This window comes from Chitinophaga qingshengii (assembly GCF_014529935.1).
Taxonomy (GTDB): Bacteria; Bacteroidota; Bacteroidia; order Chitinophagales; family Chitinophagaceae; genus Chitinophaga; species Chitinophaga qingshengii.
Genome location: NZ_JACVFC010000001.1, coordinates 663,069 through 678,365 on the forward strand (window position 1 = coordinate 663,069; position 15,297 = coordinate 678,365).

The 15,297-nt window shown below is 49.9% G+C and carries 14 protein-coding genes; 9 read left to right on the plus strand and 5 right to left on the minus strand.

The window, feature by feature from the left end; all coding sequences use genetic code 11:
- Window positions 1-8: 8 nt before the first annotated feature.
- Window positions 9-704 (minus strand): DUF2461 domain-containing protein, encoded by a 696-nt coding sequence (locus ICL07_RS02345; protein WP_188086338.1) that lies wholly within the window; start codon window positions 702-704, stop codon window positions 9-11.
- A gap of 215 nt (window positions 705-919) precedes the next feature.
- Here ICL07_RS02345 and ICL07_RS02350 point away from each other — a divergent pair, with 215 nt between their 5' ends.
- The 5 genes from ICL07_RS02350 (at window position 920) to ICL07_RS02370 (ending at window position 9,434) form a co-directional block, all read left to right on the plus strand.
- Window positions 920-1,483: an RNA polymerase sigma-70 factor gene (locus ICL07_RS02350; RefSeq protein ID WP_188086339.1), complete on the plus strand. Its 564-nt coding sequence runs from the start codon at window positions 920-922 to the stop codon at window positions 1,481-1,483.
- 66 nt (window positions 1,484-1,549) lie between these two features.
- On the plus strand, window positions 1,550-2,662 hold the full coding sequence (locus ICL07_RS02355) for a FecR family protein (protein WP_188086340.1): 1,113 nt from the start codon (window positions 1,550-1,552) through the stop codon (window positions 2,660-2,662).
- 218 nt (window positions 2,663-2,880) lie between these two features.
- The gene (locus ICL07_RS02360; protein ID WP_188086341.1) at window positions 2,881-6,336 is read left to right on the plus strand and encodes a TonB-dependent receptor; all 3,456 of its coding nucleotides are present in this window, start codon (window positions 2,881-2,883) and stop codon (window positions 6,334-6,336) included.
- 18 nt (window positions 6,337-6,354) lie between these two features.
- Entirely contained in the window at window positions 6,355-7,845 is a 1,491-nt protein-coding gene (locus tag ICL07_RS02365; RefSeq protein ID WP_188086342.1) for a RagB/SusD family nutrient uptake outer membrane protein, read from the plus strand.
- 5 nt (window positions 7,846-7,850) lie between these two features.
- Window positions 7,851-9,434 carry a fibronectin type III domain-containing protein gene (locus tag ICL07_RS02370; protein WP_188086343.1) on the plus strand — a complete coding sequence of 528 codons (1,584 nt, stop codon included), beginning with the start codon at window positions 7,851-7,853 and terminating at the stop codon, window positions 9,432-9,434.
- A gap of 50 nt (window positions 9,435-9,484) precedes the next feature.
- On the opposite strand, the gene ICL07_RS02375 is transcribed toward ICL07_RS02370, so the two are convergent.
- Window positions 9,485-10,501 carry a zinc-dependent alcohol dehydrogenase family protein gene (locus ICL07_RS02375; RefSeq protein ID WP_188086344.1) on the minus strand — a complete coding sequence of 339 codons (1,017 nt, stop codon included), beginning with the start codon at window positions 10,499-10,501 and terminating at the stop codon, window positions 9,485-9,487.
- Window positions 10,502-10,634: 133 nt separating this feature from the next.
- Here ICL07_RS02375 and ICL07_RS02380 point away from each other — a divergent pair, with 133 nt between their 5' ends.
- A complete protein-coding gene (locus tag ICL07_RS02380) occupies window positions 10,635-11,486 on the plus strand; it encodes a helix-turn-helix domain-containing protein (RefSeq protein WP_188086345.1) in 852 nt (283 codons plus the stop codon).
- A 2-nt stretch (window positions 11,487-11,488) separates the two neighbouring features.
- On the opposite strand, the gene ICL07_RS02385 is transcribed toward ICL07_RS02380, so the two are convergent.
- Together ICL07_RS02385 and ICL07_RS02390 are read right to left on the minus strand one after the other, a co-directional pair.
- Window positions 11,489-12,028 carry a GNAT family N-acetyltransferase gene (locus ICL07_RS02385; protein ID WP_188086346.1) on the minus strand — a complete coding sequence of 180 codons (540 nt, stop codon included), beginning with the start codon at window positions 12,026-12,028 and terminating at the stop codon, window positions 11,489-11,491.
- Between the two features lie 82 nt (window positions 12,029-12,110).
- A complete protein-coding gene (locus ICL07_RS02390; protein WP_188086347.1) occupies window positions 12,111-12,641 on the minus strand; it encodes a DinB family protein in 531 nt (176 codons plus the stop codon).
- 69 nt (window positions 12,642-12,710) lie between these two features.
- Between ICL07_RS02390 and ICL07_RS02395 the strand changes: the two genes are divergently transcribed.
- From ICL07_RS02395 to ICL07_RS02405, 3 genes are all read left to right on the plus strand, one after another.
- A complete protein-coding gene (locus ICL07_RS02395) occupies window positions 12,711-13,175 on the plus strand; it encodes a hotdog fold thioesterase (RefSeq protein ID WP_188086348.1) in 465 nt (154 codons plus the stop codon).
- A gap of 148 nt (window positions 13,176-13,323) precedes the next feature.
- A complete protein-coding gene (locus ICL07_RS02400) occupies window positions 13,324-13,527 on the plus strand; it encodes a CsbD family protein (RefSeq protein ID WP_188086349.1) in 204 nt (67 codons plus the stop codon).
- 329 nt (window positions 13,528-13,856) lie between these two features.
- A complete protein-coding gene (locus tag ICL07_RS02405; protein WP_188086350.1) occupies window positions 13,857-14,372 on the plus strand; it encodes a CinA family protein in 516 nt (171 codons plus the stop codon).
- On the opposite strand, the gene ICL07_RS02410 is transcribed toward ICL07_RS02405, so the two are convergent.
- Window positions 14,365-15,282 carry a PorP/SprF family type IX secretion system membrane protein gene (locus tag ICL07_RS02410; RefSeq protein WP_188086351.1) on the minus strand — a complete coding sequence of 306 codons (918 nt, stop codon included), beginning with the start codon at window positions 15,280-15,282 and terminating at the stop codon, window positions 14,365-14,367. The genes ICL07_RS02405 and ICL07_RS02410 overlap by 8 nt on opposite strands.
- Between the last annotated feature and the right edge of the window lie 15 nt (window positions 15,283-15,297).

Here is a 15,297-nt window from a genome sequence, read left to right on the forward strand (position 1 = left end):
ACGACTTGTTATAATCCGTTGGAATCTGTAGATAATACTTCGCTCATATAATCGAAGAAAGGACGCATCGCGGCAAAAGTTTTGCCCGCCTCCTTGCGGAACTGCGGCGACAGGACTTCTTCGTCGGTAAAGCGCCGGATCAGCAGGAACTGTTTGAAACGCAGCAGGTCCACCCCTTCATGCTCAGGATCGTAGCCACGGGGCGCTTTTTTAAGCTGTTCCCCTTCCAGGGCACCAAAGGTGGACTTAAAAGATTTACTGTTGAGGATTTTGCGTAGCGGCGCCGGGTCAAAAGCAATGTCATCGCGGATCTTTTTAAGATCGTCGGCTACCGGTGCGAAGAAACCGCCGCCAATCATGCTGGCGCCCTGCTCTATATGGAAATAGTAACCACCCCGGCGATATTGGGTAGCGCGCCGGAAGCTGCCGCTCCAATAGGTTTTGTAAGGTGTTTTATCTGCGGAAAAACGGGTATCGCGGTAAATGCGGTAAAGACTTTGTTTACCGGAAGCGGTTTCAATCACGTCGTGGGTGGAGAGGTCTGCCAGTAATCCGTCGGCAAAGGTTTCCATTTGTTTCAGCTCCAGGAGATAATCTTCCTTGTGGGCGTTGAACCATTCCCGGTTATTATGCTTTTTTAAAGCTTGCAGGAAATCAAAACCGGACTGTTGTATACCTGCCCCTCCTGTTGTTGTTTTGGCCATTTTGCTGTTATTTTTCGCTGGATGAAATAAAGAGCAACAAATATAATTTAAATTTTACCGTCAGATTCTAACCTCATTTTCCTGAAAAAATCCTGATCGCTGTAAATCCAATATCAAAATTTCAAAATATCTAAATATCTAAATACCCCCGTTTGCTCCATTCGTAAAAAAAACGCAAATTTGGCGTTGGGCACTGCCGGAGGTTTTATTACGATATGAGGGACTATAACGCGTTTAGTGATGCAGCATTGCTACCTTTATTAAAGGAAGGAAAGGTACAGGCTTTTAACGAGGTATACACCCGGTATTTCCGGTTATTGTACCAATACGCCTGGAATATCCTGAACAATGAAGAAGAGTGCAGTGATGCCGTGCAGGAGATATTTGTATGGTTGTGGGAAAACCGCGCCACCCTTGAAATCACCTCCCTGAAAGGATACCTGATGGCTGCCGTTAAATACCGGCTGGCCCGTATTATCCAGACTTCCCGCCGCCGCGCCGCCATCCTGGCCGCTCATGTGGAGTTACCCGCTATTACCTGTATAGAGGAAGATTTTGAGGCCAAAGAACTAAAAAGGGTGATCAATGAATTTACCGAAACCCTCCCTGACCGTGCCCGGGAAATATTCCAGCTGAGCCGGGTACAACACCTCTCCAACAAAGAGATTGCCGCCCGTATGGGCATCTCCGAAAAAACGGTCGAAAACCAGATCACCATCGCACTGAAAAAACTCCGGTCAGACCTGAGCAAAAAAATGCTCTCTTTCCTGTTGTTATAATTTTTTTTTATCCGCTTTGGGGGGAAGCCTTCCCTCATGTCCCTTAATAGATTGAACAAGTATTCCATGGACCAATCACGTATCGCAGATATTGTAGAACGAATAGCGGCCAATACCGCCACAGATGAAGATCTCGCGGTGTACAGCGCCTGGTGCGACGCCCGGCAGGCCGGTCAGCCGGATATCGGCGACGTGTCTGCCCGGGAGGCCCGGATACTGAAAAATATCCACCGGCAAACGGGTATGTCCCGGCAAAACCTCTTTCCCTGGCGCCTGGCAGCAGCTGCAGCCCTGACCGGCATTCTGGCCGGCGGCTTTTTCCTGTACCAGCAAAACTACCGCCCTCAGATACCGGTAGCCATGCAGGCAAAGCCCGCTAACGACGCCACGGCAGGCAAAAACTCGGCAACCCTTACGCTGGCCAACGGCAAAAAGATACTGCTCTCCGATACCCAGGCCGGTAAACTGGCAGACCAGGACGGCGCAGAAGTGACCAAAACGGCCGACGGCTCCCTGGCATACCACGGGGGAAACGACGCCGTCACGGTACAATATAACACCCTCAGCACAGCCCGGGGCGAACAATACCAGATCACCCTGTCGGACGGAACAAAGGTATGGCTCAACGCCGCTACCACCCTCACCTTCCCGGCATCCTTTGCCCAACGGGGCGAACGCAGCGTGGAAGTGAACGGGGAAGCCTACTTTGAAGTAGCCGGCGATCCGGCCCGCCCCTTTAAAGTACGCACCAACAACCAGCAAATACAGGTACTTGGTACCAGCTTTAATGTCAACAACTACGCTGACGAGCCGCTGGCTAAAACCACCCTGCTGCAGGGCGCTGTTAAGATCAACGACGCACAGGTACTGAAGCCCGGACAACAAGCGATCAGCGGTAAAAACAGCCCGCTGAAGGTAGTGACGGTAAATACTGACGGCATCATCGCCTGGAAAAACGGATACTTCGAATTCAACGATGAAAACATCTACCAGGTTATGCGGAAAATAGCCCGCTGGTATGATATGGAAGTAGTATATGAAGGAGATATTCCGACCAACGAAATGGAAGGCACCATCTCCCGGTTTGAAAACGTGTCGAAAGTATTAAGTACAATAGAAAAAGCAGGATTATTAAAATTCCATATAGCCAACAAAAAAATATATGTAAGCAAGTATTGACCACGATTGTGAACAATGACGAGACAGTAACGAGAACAACTATTTAACAGTGAACTTTAAATCCACGCCAATGAAGTAAACACGTTTGCTCCAACCTTACATAAAAAACGTGAAAGTGATGCAACACTTCCACGTTCGGATGTCAGGTTTCAATCAAAATCATTTTTTCGCGCACCGAAAAAACAAACATCAAACTTAAAACCAAACCCAGTAAAGGTATGATATTAAACCTTCTTCACAAAGGAGGCAGGGCGTCCTATTGCCGGCCTTCCAAAATCTTCGTTGTCATGCGGATTGCGACCACATTACTGCTTACGGCATTTATCAGCTTTAGTGCTGCCGCCAACGCGCAGAAAGTAAATCTTTCTGAGAAAAACGCTTCATTGGTGACGGTCATCCATAAACTGAGAAGTCAGACAGGCTACAACTTTTTCTACGTTAAAGATCATATTAACACCGCCAAACCGGTGAATGTCAATCTCACGGATGTTCCCCTGGCGGAAGCGCTGAAAATTATTTTTGAAGACCAACCCCTCTCCTACGTAATCGATGGCAAGGAAGTAACGGTACGCAAAAAAGCGGTGACAGCACCTGTCAATCCGCTGACCGACGTAACCGGTAAAATCCTCGATAGCGACGGTACCCCGCTGCCTTTCGTGAGCATAGTGGTAAAAGGTACCCAGAAAGGCGCCATCACCAAAGCCGATGGCAGCTTCTCCCTCAGCCTCAACAAAGGCGATGTGATCCTCGTTCGTTCTATCGGTTTTGAAACACAGGAAATCACCTATACCGGTCAAACCAGCCTGGACATCCGCCTGAAAAAGGCTACCAACAGCCTGTCAGACGTAGTAGTAATTGGTTATGGCGCAGTAAAACAAAAGAACCTGACCGGCGCTGTCACCAGCGTAAAAGGTAAAGACCTCGACATCACCGCCAGTTCCAACTTCCAGAGCGCTTTACAGGGTAAGGCTTCCGGCGTACAGGTAGTACAAACGACCGGTCAGCCCGGCGCCGGTATCAAAGTACAGATCAGAAGCAACCCTTCTTTCGCCAATGCCGGCGTACTGTACGTGATAGATGGCGTGCCGATTATGGATGCGGCCACTCCTCCGGTATCCGGTTCTAAATACGGTGTAAACGATCAGGGTGGCGTGGATAAATCTCCGCTCAACTTCATCAATCCAAACGATATTGCCTCCATCGAGTTCCTGAAAGACGCGAGTGCGGCCTCCATCTACGGTGCCCGTGCCGGCGCCGGGGTAGTGCTGATCACCACCAAAAAAGGAACCAGCGGCAAACCTAAAGTGGAATATACTGGTTCCTATGGTTTCCAGAACGTAGACAAAATGTACCCGGTGTATGGTGCTGCGGACTACATGAAACAACGCAACCTGTTTAATGAAGAATTATGGGTTCGTAAAAATAAGGTCGCACCTTACTACGGTACTGTTGATCGTGCTACCGTAACCGATCCGCTCATTCCTATCTATTCCCAGCGTCAGATCGACTCTGCCTATTCCAACACCGAAAAGGCTACCGATGCGATCACTCGTGGCGGCTATACCCAACAACATAACGTAGCCGTGTCCGGTGGCAATGGTAAAACCACCTACTATGCTTCCGGTAACTACTACGATCAGAAAGGAGTGATCATAGGTACCGACTTTAAACGTTATAACGGCCGCCTGAGCCTCGACCAGGTGATCTCCGATAAGATTAAAATAGGCGGAAGCATGATCCTGTCCAATTCTGCGGCACACAATACCTTCACTGGTGGCGCCAATGAAAATGGTGGTATCATCACTTCTGCGATTTACTGGGCCCCGGTACAACCACTGCAACTGCCCGATGGCAGCTACCCTACCAGTCCTTATTATCCCAGTATTCCTAACCCATTGTCTTACGGTACCATCACTGACCTGACTAAAAACACCCGCGTACTTACCAGCGCTTACGGAGAATGGACCATCATCCCGGAACTGAAAGCCAATGTACGTTTCAGCTATGATAACGCTAATACTAAACGCTCTACCTACCTGCCCCGGACATTTTCTTTCGGCAACCAGGTAAATGGCTCAGCGAACATCGCCCAATCAGATGCTACTTCCAGCCTGCTGGAATATACCCTGGCCTATAATAAAACATTCTCGGAAAAACATAACCTGAGCGCAGTTGCTGGCTACAGCTACCAGAAATCAGGTTCGGAAAATTTAGTGGCTGGCAATCAGGGCTTCCTCTCTGACATCTCCCAATATTATAACCTGAATGGCGGGCAGGCGGCGAAACCGCTCGTAGGTTCCGGTAAAGCGGAAACCGTTTGGGCATCCTACTTTGCACGTGCCATCTATACCTACAGAGGCAACATTACCTTGCAGGCATCTATCCGCCGCGATGGTTCTTCTGTATTTGCGCCTAATAAAAAATGGGGATATTTCCCTGGTGTATCTGCCGGCTGGGTACTCTCTGATGAAGCTTTCCTGAAAGGATTCACTCCGCTCTCCTTCCTGAAAATACGGGCAGGTTACGGTGAAACCGGTAACAGTGCTTTCGGCGCTGCGGCCAACGAAGTATACAGCTCCGCCTTAAGCCCTTATTTTGGCGCGGGTAACGTCAACTCAGGCCTCATCATGACTCGCTCTGCCAATCCTAATCTTACCTGGGAAACAGCAGGAGAACTGAATGCAGGCATCGACTTCGGATTCTTTAACAACCGCCTCTCCGGCTCTGTGGACTACTTCCGTAAAGACATCCGTAACCTGATCGCCTACGTAAGAAATCCCACCGGCTTCATTCTGGACAGCTCCATCACGAATGCCGGACAGACCCGGTCTACCGGTTATGAGATCTCCCTGCACAGCAAAAACATTGTTACCAAAAACTTCTCCTGGTCTACCAGCGTAAACTTCTCCCATTACCTCAACTACTGGGTGAAGCGTTCGCCGGCAGCTATGGCGGTATTACCACGTTATGAAAATGCAACCGGCGGCGGTGCGCTGTTTAATCCTATCTTTGGTTACATCGCTACTGGTTTCTACAAAGGAGATAAAGGTTCCGCTCCTGCCCATATGCCTGGTATGCTCCCCGGCGGTCTTATCCTGGAAGATATCCATGGCTACGATAGTAACGGCAATCTCACCAGCCCCGATGGTACTATCACAGATGCCGACAAAACGTACCTGGCTAACGGTGATCCCCGCTTTAACTTTGGTATCGGTAATCAGTTTACCTACAAAAACTTTGACCTGAGCATTTTCTTCTCCGGACTGGTACAGAAAAAATGGTCTCCTTACCTCTCCGGCAGAATCAACGAAGCGGTTACCGGCCAGTTTGGTTTCAACGCGATGCCCGTGTCATCTGACCGCTGGTCATTCCAGAATCCCAATGGCAACTTCCCCACTGCTTTGACAGACGGCTCCTATTCCCGGTACCAGAATGCCTCCAGCTACTGGCTGGCAGACGCTTCCTTCCTGCGTTGCCGCAACATTACCCTGGGATATGCCTTGCCGGAAAAAGTACTGGAAAAACAAAAGGTATTCTCTGGTGTAAGGTTCTCCTTCGATGTACAAAATCCGTTTACGATCACCAAATACCCAGGTCTGGACCCGGAACTGAATCCCGACAACTTCTACCCGCTGGTAAAAAGTTATGTCTTTGGTGTCAACGTATCCTTTTAATCATTTAACCGGACAATCATGAGAAACATATATCATAAACTCATTTTGCTGGGCGGCCTTGCGGCTTTCAGCGCATGTGAAAAAGATCTGCAATACACTACCTACGGCAACCTCGCCGATGTGGTAAATACTACAGAAGGCGCCGTGGCCCTCGTTAACGCCGCTTATACCGGTCTGGCCGGCGGCCCCGACTGGCAAGGCGGCTGGGATGCCGGCACCTACGCCTGGCGCACACAGGCCATGATGACCACCGACGAAGGCGTTTGCTCCTGGGGTGGCGACTGGATTCCCCTGCGTAATCTCAACTATACGCCGGATTTCGGCTGGGTAACACATAACTACGAACGTTATACGCCTTTTATCTCCCGCATCACCATTGCCCTTGACAAGATGCAAACCCTGAACGTTCAGGAGGATATGCGGAAAAGATATATCGGTGAACTCAAAGCACTGAGAGCACACTATGCACAATTGCTCTACTTTAACTATGGCCCTTTTACCATCATCACCGATGCTAAAGTAGCCCTCGATCCGAATGCGCCTTATGTTCCCCGCCCTACGAAAGACGTAGTGGTAGCGCAGATTGAAAAGGACTATAAAGAAGCAGCCGCTGTATTGCCCGACAAATTTACCGGTACTGATTATGGCCGCTTCTCCAAAGCAGCGGCTCTCACCGGTCTCATGAAACTGTATATGCATGAGAAAAGATGGACCGATGCGGTGACTACCGGTCAACAGCTGACACAGATGGGTTACTCCCTGTTACCCAACTACGAAAACAACTTCACTACCGCCAGCAAAGGCGGCGCCTCTACGGAGATGATTCTGGCAGTTGTTTGCTCGGCTTTTGGCGGCGATCAGTACTCCAACATGTGGCTGGCACACGCCCTGCCAGCAGATTACCAGGACTCTACCGGTATTCCGCTGACTGCCTGGGGCGGTTATAAAATGCCCTGGTCCAGCTACGATAAATTTGATAAAAGCGATAAAAGGCTGAAAGTACTGCTGGAATCCTATCCTGTTGGCAAAGATGCCACTGGTAAAGTGATCTATAAAAACGCCCGCACCTCCGGCGCACTGGGCGCTATCCCGGTGAAATTCGGTCCGGACCCGTCCCGCACCAACGCACAAAACAGCGCGGTGGATTTCCCGATCTACCGGTATGCGGACGTACTGCTGATGCTGGCTGAAAGCATCAACGAAGCCAACGGCGCCCCCAACCAGCAGGCTTATGACGCGATCAATGCGGTAAGAGCCAGAGCAGGATTAGCTCCCCTCGCTAACCTCTCCAAAGCTGACTTCCTCGCCAAAATACAGGACGAACGCCTGTTTGAACTCTGGGGCGAAGGCTGGAGAAAAGATGACCTGATCCGCTGGAACCTCTACATCCAACGCGCTGTCAACGACGGTTCCACTACCGCACAACCATACAAAGTATTGCTGCCGTTGCCGAGATCGGTGATCACCCAAAGTGGTGGTGTCATCAAACAAAACGAAGGATATAACTAAGGACCATGAAGCGATTGTTTTATTTATTGTTTTTAACATCCACCGGTTTGCAGGCGCAACATTTAACAGCGCCTGCAAATCTCCGGCTAACCGGTACCCGCAGCTGGATCAGGGTGGACTGGCAGGATAGAGCCGGTAATGAAACAGGGTACCAGGTGTATTGGTCAGGCAACAACCACAAACCCGCTACACCGGGGGCCACCCTTCCTGCCAACAGCACCCGCTTTTATATTCAGCAGGTAAAAGCCGATACCCGTTACTATGTATGGGTAGAAGCTATCGATGCCCACCAGCACAGCAAAGCATTGTCAGGCGACGTGACCACGGCTACGCAGTGGACGCTGGATACCGCAGAAGCCCGTCAGCTGGATATCCCCAGCTCCGCCGCCGTTCCGGAAGGCATGGCTATCTTCTGGCACGATGAATTCAACGACTCCCTGCTGGACCGCAACAAATGGCACACGACCTATTATTCTAACATCGATTTCCTGAAGAAAGACAACCTGGAAGCGATGCGTAACGGTACGCTACCCGAAGCGGCCTACACGCTGAACGGCCATAGCATCAACATCTTCACCAACGACTCCTTGCCGGCAAAGCCCTACTACCCCAATGGCAGAAAAATTTCTTCCATCCAGACGTACGACTGGCGCACCAACGAAAACCTGCTGGACAACAGCCGTGGCGGATATTTTGAAGTAAGGGTTAAACGCAGCTTCACCGGTAAACCACAGGGACTGAATACCGCCTACTGGTTTGATTCTCCGGGCCCGGACCTGAAGTACTACCTGCAGGAAGGCACCACCCTCGATGGCGTTAGCGGCATCCGCCCTAAAGGACAGGTGTTTGAGATCGATGTGTTTGAGAACCTGGACGCACAATTTGTACTGCACGGCCACGTAGATGACAAAGGCCAGTTTGTACATAATCTGAATACCCACATCGCCAAAGGTTTTGAGCATAAGGACCAATGGGTGACGCACGGTATCCTCTGGACACCCAACAGCATCAAACACTATATCAACGGCCAGCTGATTAAAGCCTACACCGACAAACACCAGATCTATTCACCGAACCACATCATGAACGTGTTCCTGGGTTCCTATGGTGGCGGCGGTTCCGTGAGCATGGAAGTGGACTATATCCGTGGGTACCAGTGGCCGCTGGAAGGCAATAACGAACTGCCCAATCCCGGCTTTGACGCCAATAACAAAGCCCTCCCCTGGGAAGGTAACGGCACGCTCACCGCTGGCCGCAATGGCAGTCGTGGCCTGCTGCTGAAGCCCGGGCAGGAAATGGAACAATATGTCTATCTGAACAATCATACCAACTACCAGTTGACTTACTGGCAAAATGGCAACAGCCCATTGTACACCACCGTGGAAAACATGAAACTGGTCACCGGTGAATTACAACAGGCTGCTGCGCAAACACAAAGCGGAAAAGCCGATTTCACCCGCCAGCAACTGCATTTCCAGACGGGTAAAGAGTATGGCAACAATATGAAAACGGTTCGTATCTGCTTTAAAAATACCGGTCAACAGGATATTGTCCTGGATGATGTTACTATCAGTAAATCTGGTAAATAACAAGTACACCGTTAAAAAACACAGAGAGCTGCCCTTCGGGGCAGTTTTTTTCAGGAAAGCGTGATCACGATCTTCCCCACATGTTTACCCGATGCCAGCCGTAAATAGGCTTCCCTCGTCTGTTCCAGCGGATACACGCTATCTATTACCGGGTGAATATCATTCACTTCTATGGCGCGGTTCATGGCTGCAAACGCACTGACGCTGCCCACCGCCAGCCCTTGTATACGAATAAAGTTCAGGTTGATGCGATGCCGGTGAATATCCAGCGGCAGTTCCGGTCCGGCTATAAAACCAGCGGTGCCAACAAAACCATTTTCTTTCACGGACAGCAGCGACTCCCCTATGGTGGCCGATCCAACGACATCCATGGTGATATCCACCCCTTCGCCGCCGTTGAGCGCTTTTACCTGTTCATGCCAGGCAGGATATTGGTTGTAGTTGATAACAGCGTCCGCACCGAGTGCTTTTAGTTGTGCAGCTTTGGCTTCGCTACTGGTGGTTGCGATCACTTTGGCGCCTGCGGCTTTGGCTATTTGCAGCGCAAACAGGGAAACGCCGCCGGTGCCTTGTGTCAGCACGGTTTGTCCGGGCCGCAGTCCGGCCTGTTCTATTAACCCGTACCAGGCTGTCAATGCGGCGATCGGCAAAGTAGCCGCTTCTTCAAAACTCAGATTGGCCGGCATTTTTACGAGGCCATGCTCCGGTACTGCGGTATATTCCGATAAAACACCCGGTGTTTGCCAGGCCACCCGTACGGCATTACCCGCAGCGTCTATGCTACCGTGGGTCCAGTTTTGAACGTACTGGATCACGACTTTATCTCCCGGTTTCCAGCGGCTTACATCCGCTCCCACAGCGGTTACTACGCCCGCGCCGTCCGACGCGGGGATATAGGGAAACACCAAATCCCCGTTGAAAGTACCATTCAGCAAAATCAGGTCGAGGTAGTTTAAGGATACTGCTTTAATATTCACCAATACTTCATTGGCTTTAAGGGAGGGGGTGGCCACATCGGCGATCACCAGGTTATCTGCCCCAAAGGCAGTCAGTTGCATTGCTTTCATCTTTTTTTAGGTTGATGTGTAATGATGCAAAGGTGTCCCGGCAACCCGGAAAACGCCGGTACGCTTCGTTGAAAAAACAGTAAAATCCTTGGATAGCGGATTTCCCGGCAGTGCATTTCCGTAATTTTACAACATGGATTTTTTACATGATTCTTTTGCAGTAGAAATCGCAGAATACGATGAATGGAGGGAAAGAAGCCGGAAAAGCAACTTCTTTGAACTGGTGTACGTGTTAAACGGATCAGGATACCAGGGGGTTAACCACATGCAATATCCCTACACCCAAAATGGTATTTTTCTGTTACCCACCGCCAAGTGCCATTATTATAAAGTGAAGGAACGGACCCGTTTTCTCTTCGTGCGGTTTACCGGCAACTATTTTATGCCCGGTCCCCATGATGCGGTGGACTACAGCAGCTGGTTCAGCCGGCTGAATTTTATTTTCGGCCATCACGATTATCATCCTGGCGAACTGGTGGAAGATCCGGCCGATAAAGCACAATTAAAAAGCCTGCTGGACATCATCTTACAGGAGTATAAAAGGCAGGACATTTGCTCCGCTTTTATCATACAAAATACGCTGGTAGCGGTACTGGCTGTGATTTGCCGCAATATCCAGAAGAAAAAACTGGGTAGTCACCGCTTTACCGATAGCCGGTTTGCGGACCTGATTAATTTTATCAGCTTCCACATTACGGACCTGGAGAAACTGAGCGTATCCTATCTGTCACAAAACTTCCATATCGCCGAAACCTACTTCAGCGAATACTTCCGGCGTAATGCCAACGAACGTTTCCAGGATTATGTGATGAAACTACGGTTAAAGATTGCCGAATCCCGTGCCATATATACCGATGCAGCCATGCAGGATATTGCACTGGAGCTGGGGTTTACGGACAGCAGTCATATGAACCGTATGATGAAAAAGTATTACGGCAAAGGGATGCGTGAGATCAGGGGCGCAAATAAAATGGCAGACCGGTAGCCTCAGCGGTGCTGCGCCTGCCAGTCTGCCTTATTTAATTCGTAGACAAAATTTAGCCGGGAAGGTTCGCCGAAATACGCTACTTCCTCCTCTTTTACCTTATGGGCGCCCAGCCTGGTCACCGCTATCTGGGAACGGATGTTCACGCCCCCTACATGGAAGATTACCTTGTCTACGTACTGGAAAATGTAGTCCAGCATTAGTTTTTTTACGGAAGGATTAAACCCTTTTCCCCAGCTCTCCCGTCCATAAAACGTATAGCCGATGAGGATACTGTTTTCGGATGGGTTGTAATCGTAGAAACGGCTGCTGCCGGCTGTTTTACCGGTGGCCTTGTCTACAATCCGGAAAGCACCGCCACTTTGCATGGCCCCTTCGAAATAGTTCTGAAACGCAGGACGTTGCCAGCGGGTTTTATTGGGGTGTTGTTCCCACACCAGCGGATCTGACGCCACTTCATACAGTGCTTCAAAATCGGTTTGCTGCAAAGGATAAAGGATGGCCCGCTCGTTCTCCAGCGTAGGTTGTATTGAAAAGTCCATTTGTGTGTTTTTGTCCTTTACAAAGTAACAACTATCGGCTGGCACCGGCATCGTCCAATTGCCACAAACCGGATAGTCCGGCTTAGAACAGTTTCTCCTGTGGTGGTTTAGCGCCGGCGAGACGGATGTATACCGTTGTCTGTCCGCGGTGATGTGTCTGGTGTTCAAAATCCTTGTTCAGCGCTTCGCCACGGGTCATTTCAAAGCGGCCAAAGACTTTGATTTTCTCTGCCAGCTGTGCATCGGTCAGGCCTTTGATTTTGTCCATCACGTAGTCGTAGCTGTCCATCACGGTTTTGGTCACCGCCGCTTTGGATTTGTCGCTGTTTTTTTCCATGTCGCCCGGTTTTCCAGGCAGGGTGCTGCCACTGGCCGCCGCTGCAAAGCCGTAATTGGCTTCTGCCAGGTGTAACATCTGTTCTGCAAATGAACGCATTTCCGGGGTCGGTTTCAGATCATAAGATTTATCCGGCATCACATCCAGATATTCTTTGGTGTATTCCTTTGCCCTTTCCCAGTCTTTGAGCATATTACCGGTGATTTGCTGGGCGTAGATCTGGAGAGACAGGCATATCGCAACGCCTGTAGCGAATAATAATTTGTGAGGTTTCATATTGGTGGGAGTTATGTAAGAGCCGAAATTACTATATTTCCGGTTTGCAAAAAAAATGTTATGACTGATATGGCAACAACTATCTGGCACACCACCGTTACACCAGCAGACCTGAATGCAAGAGGCAAATCCACCATGAATGAGCAGCTGGGCATGGAATTCACCGAAGTTGGCGATAACTACCTGCGTATCCGGATGCCGGTAGACCACCGTACGGTGCAGACCTATGGTATCCTCCATGGCGGCGCTTCGGTAGCACTGGCCGAAACAGCAGGCAGCGTAGCCTCTACCCTCGTCATTGATCCCGCTACAGAAATATGCGTGGGCATGGAAATCAACGCCAATCACGTTCGCAGCGCCCGCGAAGGATATGTGCATGGCACCGCCACGCCTATACACCTGGGCCGCCGCAGCCATATCTGGGAAATCAGGATCACAGACGATGAACAACGGCTTATCTGCATCTGCCGGCATACCGTAGCGGTATTGGACCGGTCCGGTTTTCTCTCCGGTTCAGCCCGCACACAAGGGTAAGCAGATTGTCTACAAATCACCGCGTTTGCGCATATTTTTCCCCGCTTTGCCACACGACAAGGCCCTAAAACAGGCCTCTCAGCCAGTGGAGTAATATTTGACAGATATCGTCAGAAGAACATTACTCACCCACAAAAACTGTTTTACTATGGACACTCAAAACAACAGCTTTCTCCTTAAAGTAAAAGGCAACTGGAATGAATTAAAAGGAAAGATCAAACAACAATATGCTGATCTTACAGATGATGACCTGTTATATGTAGAAGGCAAGGAAGATGAGCTGCTGGGGCGCATCCAGCAGAAAACAGGGAAAACAAAGGAGGAAGTGAAAACGTGGATCGACAGATTATGAGGTGGAGATAGCAGCGCTATAACACGCTAAATAAAAGAGGATTGATCTTTTAAATCAATCCTCTTTTATTTTTAACATCGCTTTCAGCAACACATTGGCACTATGTTCTTCCAGGTGTTCAATAATATCACCAACCGTATCTATTTTCCGACTGGGAGATATGCGGGAAACCGGTATGTATTTTCACTTTTTTTAACAGCGACGGCACACCTTCCTGTAATATTCTTCCGGTGGTAAGCTGGGACGGCTATACCTTCGGATAGCTTTTTGACGACCTGCTGTAAACGCCGTGCCAAACGCTGGCACGGGATTAGAAACAGGCAACTGTTATGAGTACAATCAATCTTGACAGCGTTAACCAAATCAGGGCTATCCTGATCAACCGCCGGCAGTCACTGGCGGTAGCTGAAAGCGTGACCGCCGGCATCTTACAGGTGGCGTTTTCATCCGCGGACAAAGCAGCGGAATATTTCCAGGGCGGCATCACTGCCTATAATCTCGGCCAAAAGGCACGGCATCTGGGTTTGGACCCGATTCACGGCGAACAGTCCAACTGCGTATCCCCTCAAACAGCCCGCACACTTGCTGAAAATTGCTGTTCCTTTTTTTCATCACATTGGGGAATAGGTGTTACCGGTTACGCCTCTACGGTTCCCGAGCAGGGCATCACGGAACTTTACGCTTACTATAGCATTGCTTCAGACCGTGAAGAAATGAAGTCAGCCCGTATTACGCCCCCACCCGGCTTGCAGGACCCGATAGCCGTCCGGTACTATTACACCAATGAGGTGATCAATGTTTTGCTGGAGGTGCTCACCCATGGCGTACAGAAAAAGACTATTTAAACAGATGAATACCTGCTCCTATTTCGTAGGTGCCATTGTTATAAGTGTTGTAACCGCCTGTTTGAGCATGATATAACGCCTGTATCAGAACGGTCTTTTTCACATCCACGCCAAACCCGGCAGTAAAGCTGCGGGAGCTGTGGTACAACGCCATTACGTTGAGTACGTTATCCAGGAAGGCGGCATTTACGCCAATATCCAGGATATTGTTGTACCCCCGTACCCCCCGGTAACACACTTTGGGCGTGATGCTTTCCAGGGCTCCTTCAAATGCAAACCTATATTCCGCAGCGGAATAAAAGATAGTACCGCCATTCACGGTCTTATCATTGGTGAACATGCTCCTGATATTCGGCAAAGCTGCCTGCACGGTCAATGCTCCGTTCGTATAGGCCATACCGTATTCCCCTTCAAAATAGTTATCGCGGCGGTTAAATGCTCCCACAGTGGGATCGTTGGGGTCGCCGTTCAGATGCGACAGGTCCAGCCGCTGGAAGTTCATCGCCAGAGAGAGACCGAAGTGCAACTGTTGTCCTTCTTTCCCAATCGGGAGATGATAAGCATAACTCATGGCCACCCGGGTACGGTTGATTAATCCCGCTACGTCGTTCATGACGTTCAGCCCCGCTCCCACTCTTTTACCCAACAGTCCATCTACCGTAAGGAAACGGGTTTCCGGCGCGCCGGTCATTTGTTTCGCCTGGCGGCGGTAGGCGGCGTTTATATGCAGGCCGGTATCTATACCAGCCATTGCAGCGTTCGCCAGGTAAGCATTCTGAAAATATTGGGTCCCGGAAGGTTCCAATAACGCCGGCACATCACTAAGCGTTTGTGCGGCGGCGTTACCTGCTGCTATGGTTAATAGCAGCAGGCTTATACACTTTGTCAGGGATAAAAATATACGCTTCATAAATCAGGTTAATAA

What these genes read in the sequence shown, in the direction of transcription:
- ICL07_RS02410 (WP_188086351.1), bottom strand. Translation starts at nt 15,282, where the DNA reads ATGAAGCGTATATTTTTATCCCTGACAAAGTGTATAAGCCTGCTGCTA.
- ICL07_RS02370 (WP_188086343.1), top strand. Translation starts at nt 7,851, where the DNA reads ATGAAGCGATTGTTTTATTTATTGTTTTTAACATCCACCGGTTTGCAG.
- ICL07_RS02395 (WP_188086348.1), top strand. Translation starts at nt 12,711, where the DNA reads ATGGCAACAACTATCTGGCACACCACCGTTACACCAGCAGACCTGAAT.
- ICL07_RS02390 (WP_188086347.1), bottom strand. Translation starts at nt 12,641, where the DNA reads ATGAAACCTCACAAATTATTATTCGCTACAGGCGTTGCGATATGCCTG.
- ICL07_RS02380 (WP_188086345.1), top strand. Translation starts at nt 10,635, where the DNA reads ATGGATTTTTTACATGATTCTTTTGCAGTAGAAATCGCAGAATACGAT.
- ICL07_RS02400 (WP_188086349.1), top strand. Translation starts at nt 13,324, where the DNA reads ATGGACACTCAAAACAACAGCTTTCTCCTTAAAGTAAAAGGCAACTGG.
- ICL07_RS02360 (WP_188086341.1), top strand. Translation starts at nt 2,881, where the DNA reads ATGATATTAAACCTTCTTCACAAAGGAGGCAGGGCGTCCTATTGCCGG.
- ICL07_RS02405 (WP_188086350.1), top strand. Translation starts at nt 13,857, where the DNA reads ATGAGTACAATCAATCTTGACAGCGTTAACCAAATCAGGGCTATCCTG.
- ICL07_RS02345 (WP_188086338.1), bottom strand. Translation starts at nt 704, where the DNA reads ATGGCCAAAACAACAACAGGAGGGGCAGGTATACAACAGTCCGGTTTT.
- ICL07_RS02350 (WP_188086339.1), top strand. Translation starts at nt 920, where the DNA reads ATGAGGGACTATAACGCGTTTAGTGATGCAGCATTGCTACCTTTATTA.
- ICL07_RS02375 (WP_188086344.1), bottom strand. Translation starts at nt 10,501, where the DNA reads ATGAAAGCAATGCAACTGACTGCCTTTGGGGCAGATAACCTGGTGATC.
- ICL07_RS02365 (WP_188086342.1), top strand. Translation starts at nt 6,355, where the DNA reads ATGAGAAACATATATCATAAACTCATTTTGCTGGGCGGCCTTGCGGCT.
- ICL07_RS02385 (WP_188086346.1), bottom strand. Translation starts at nt 12,028, where the DNA reads ATGGACTTTTCAATACAACCTACGCTGGAGAACGAGCGGGCCATCCTT.
- ICL07_RS02355 (WP_188086340.1), top strand. Translation starts at nt 1,550, where the DNA reads ATGGACCAATCACGTATCGCAGATATTGTAGAACGAATAGCGGCCAAT.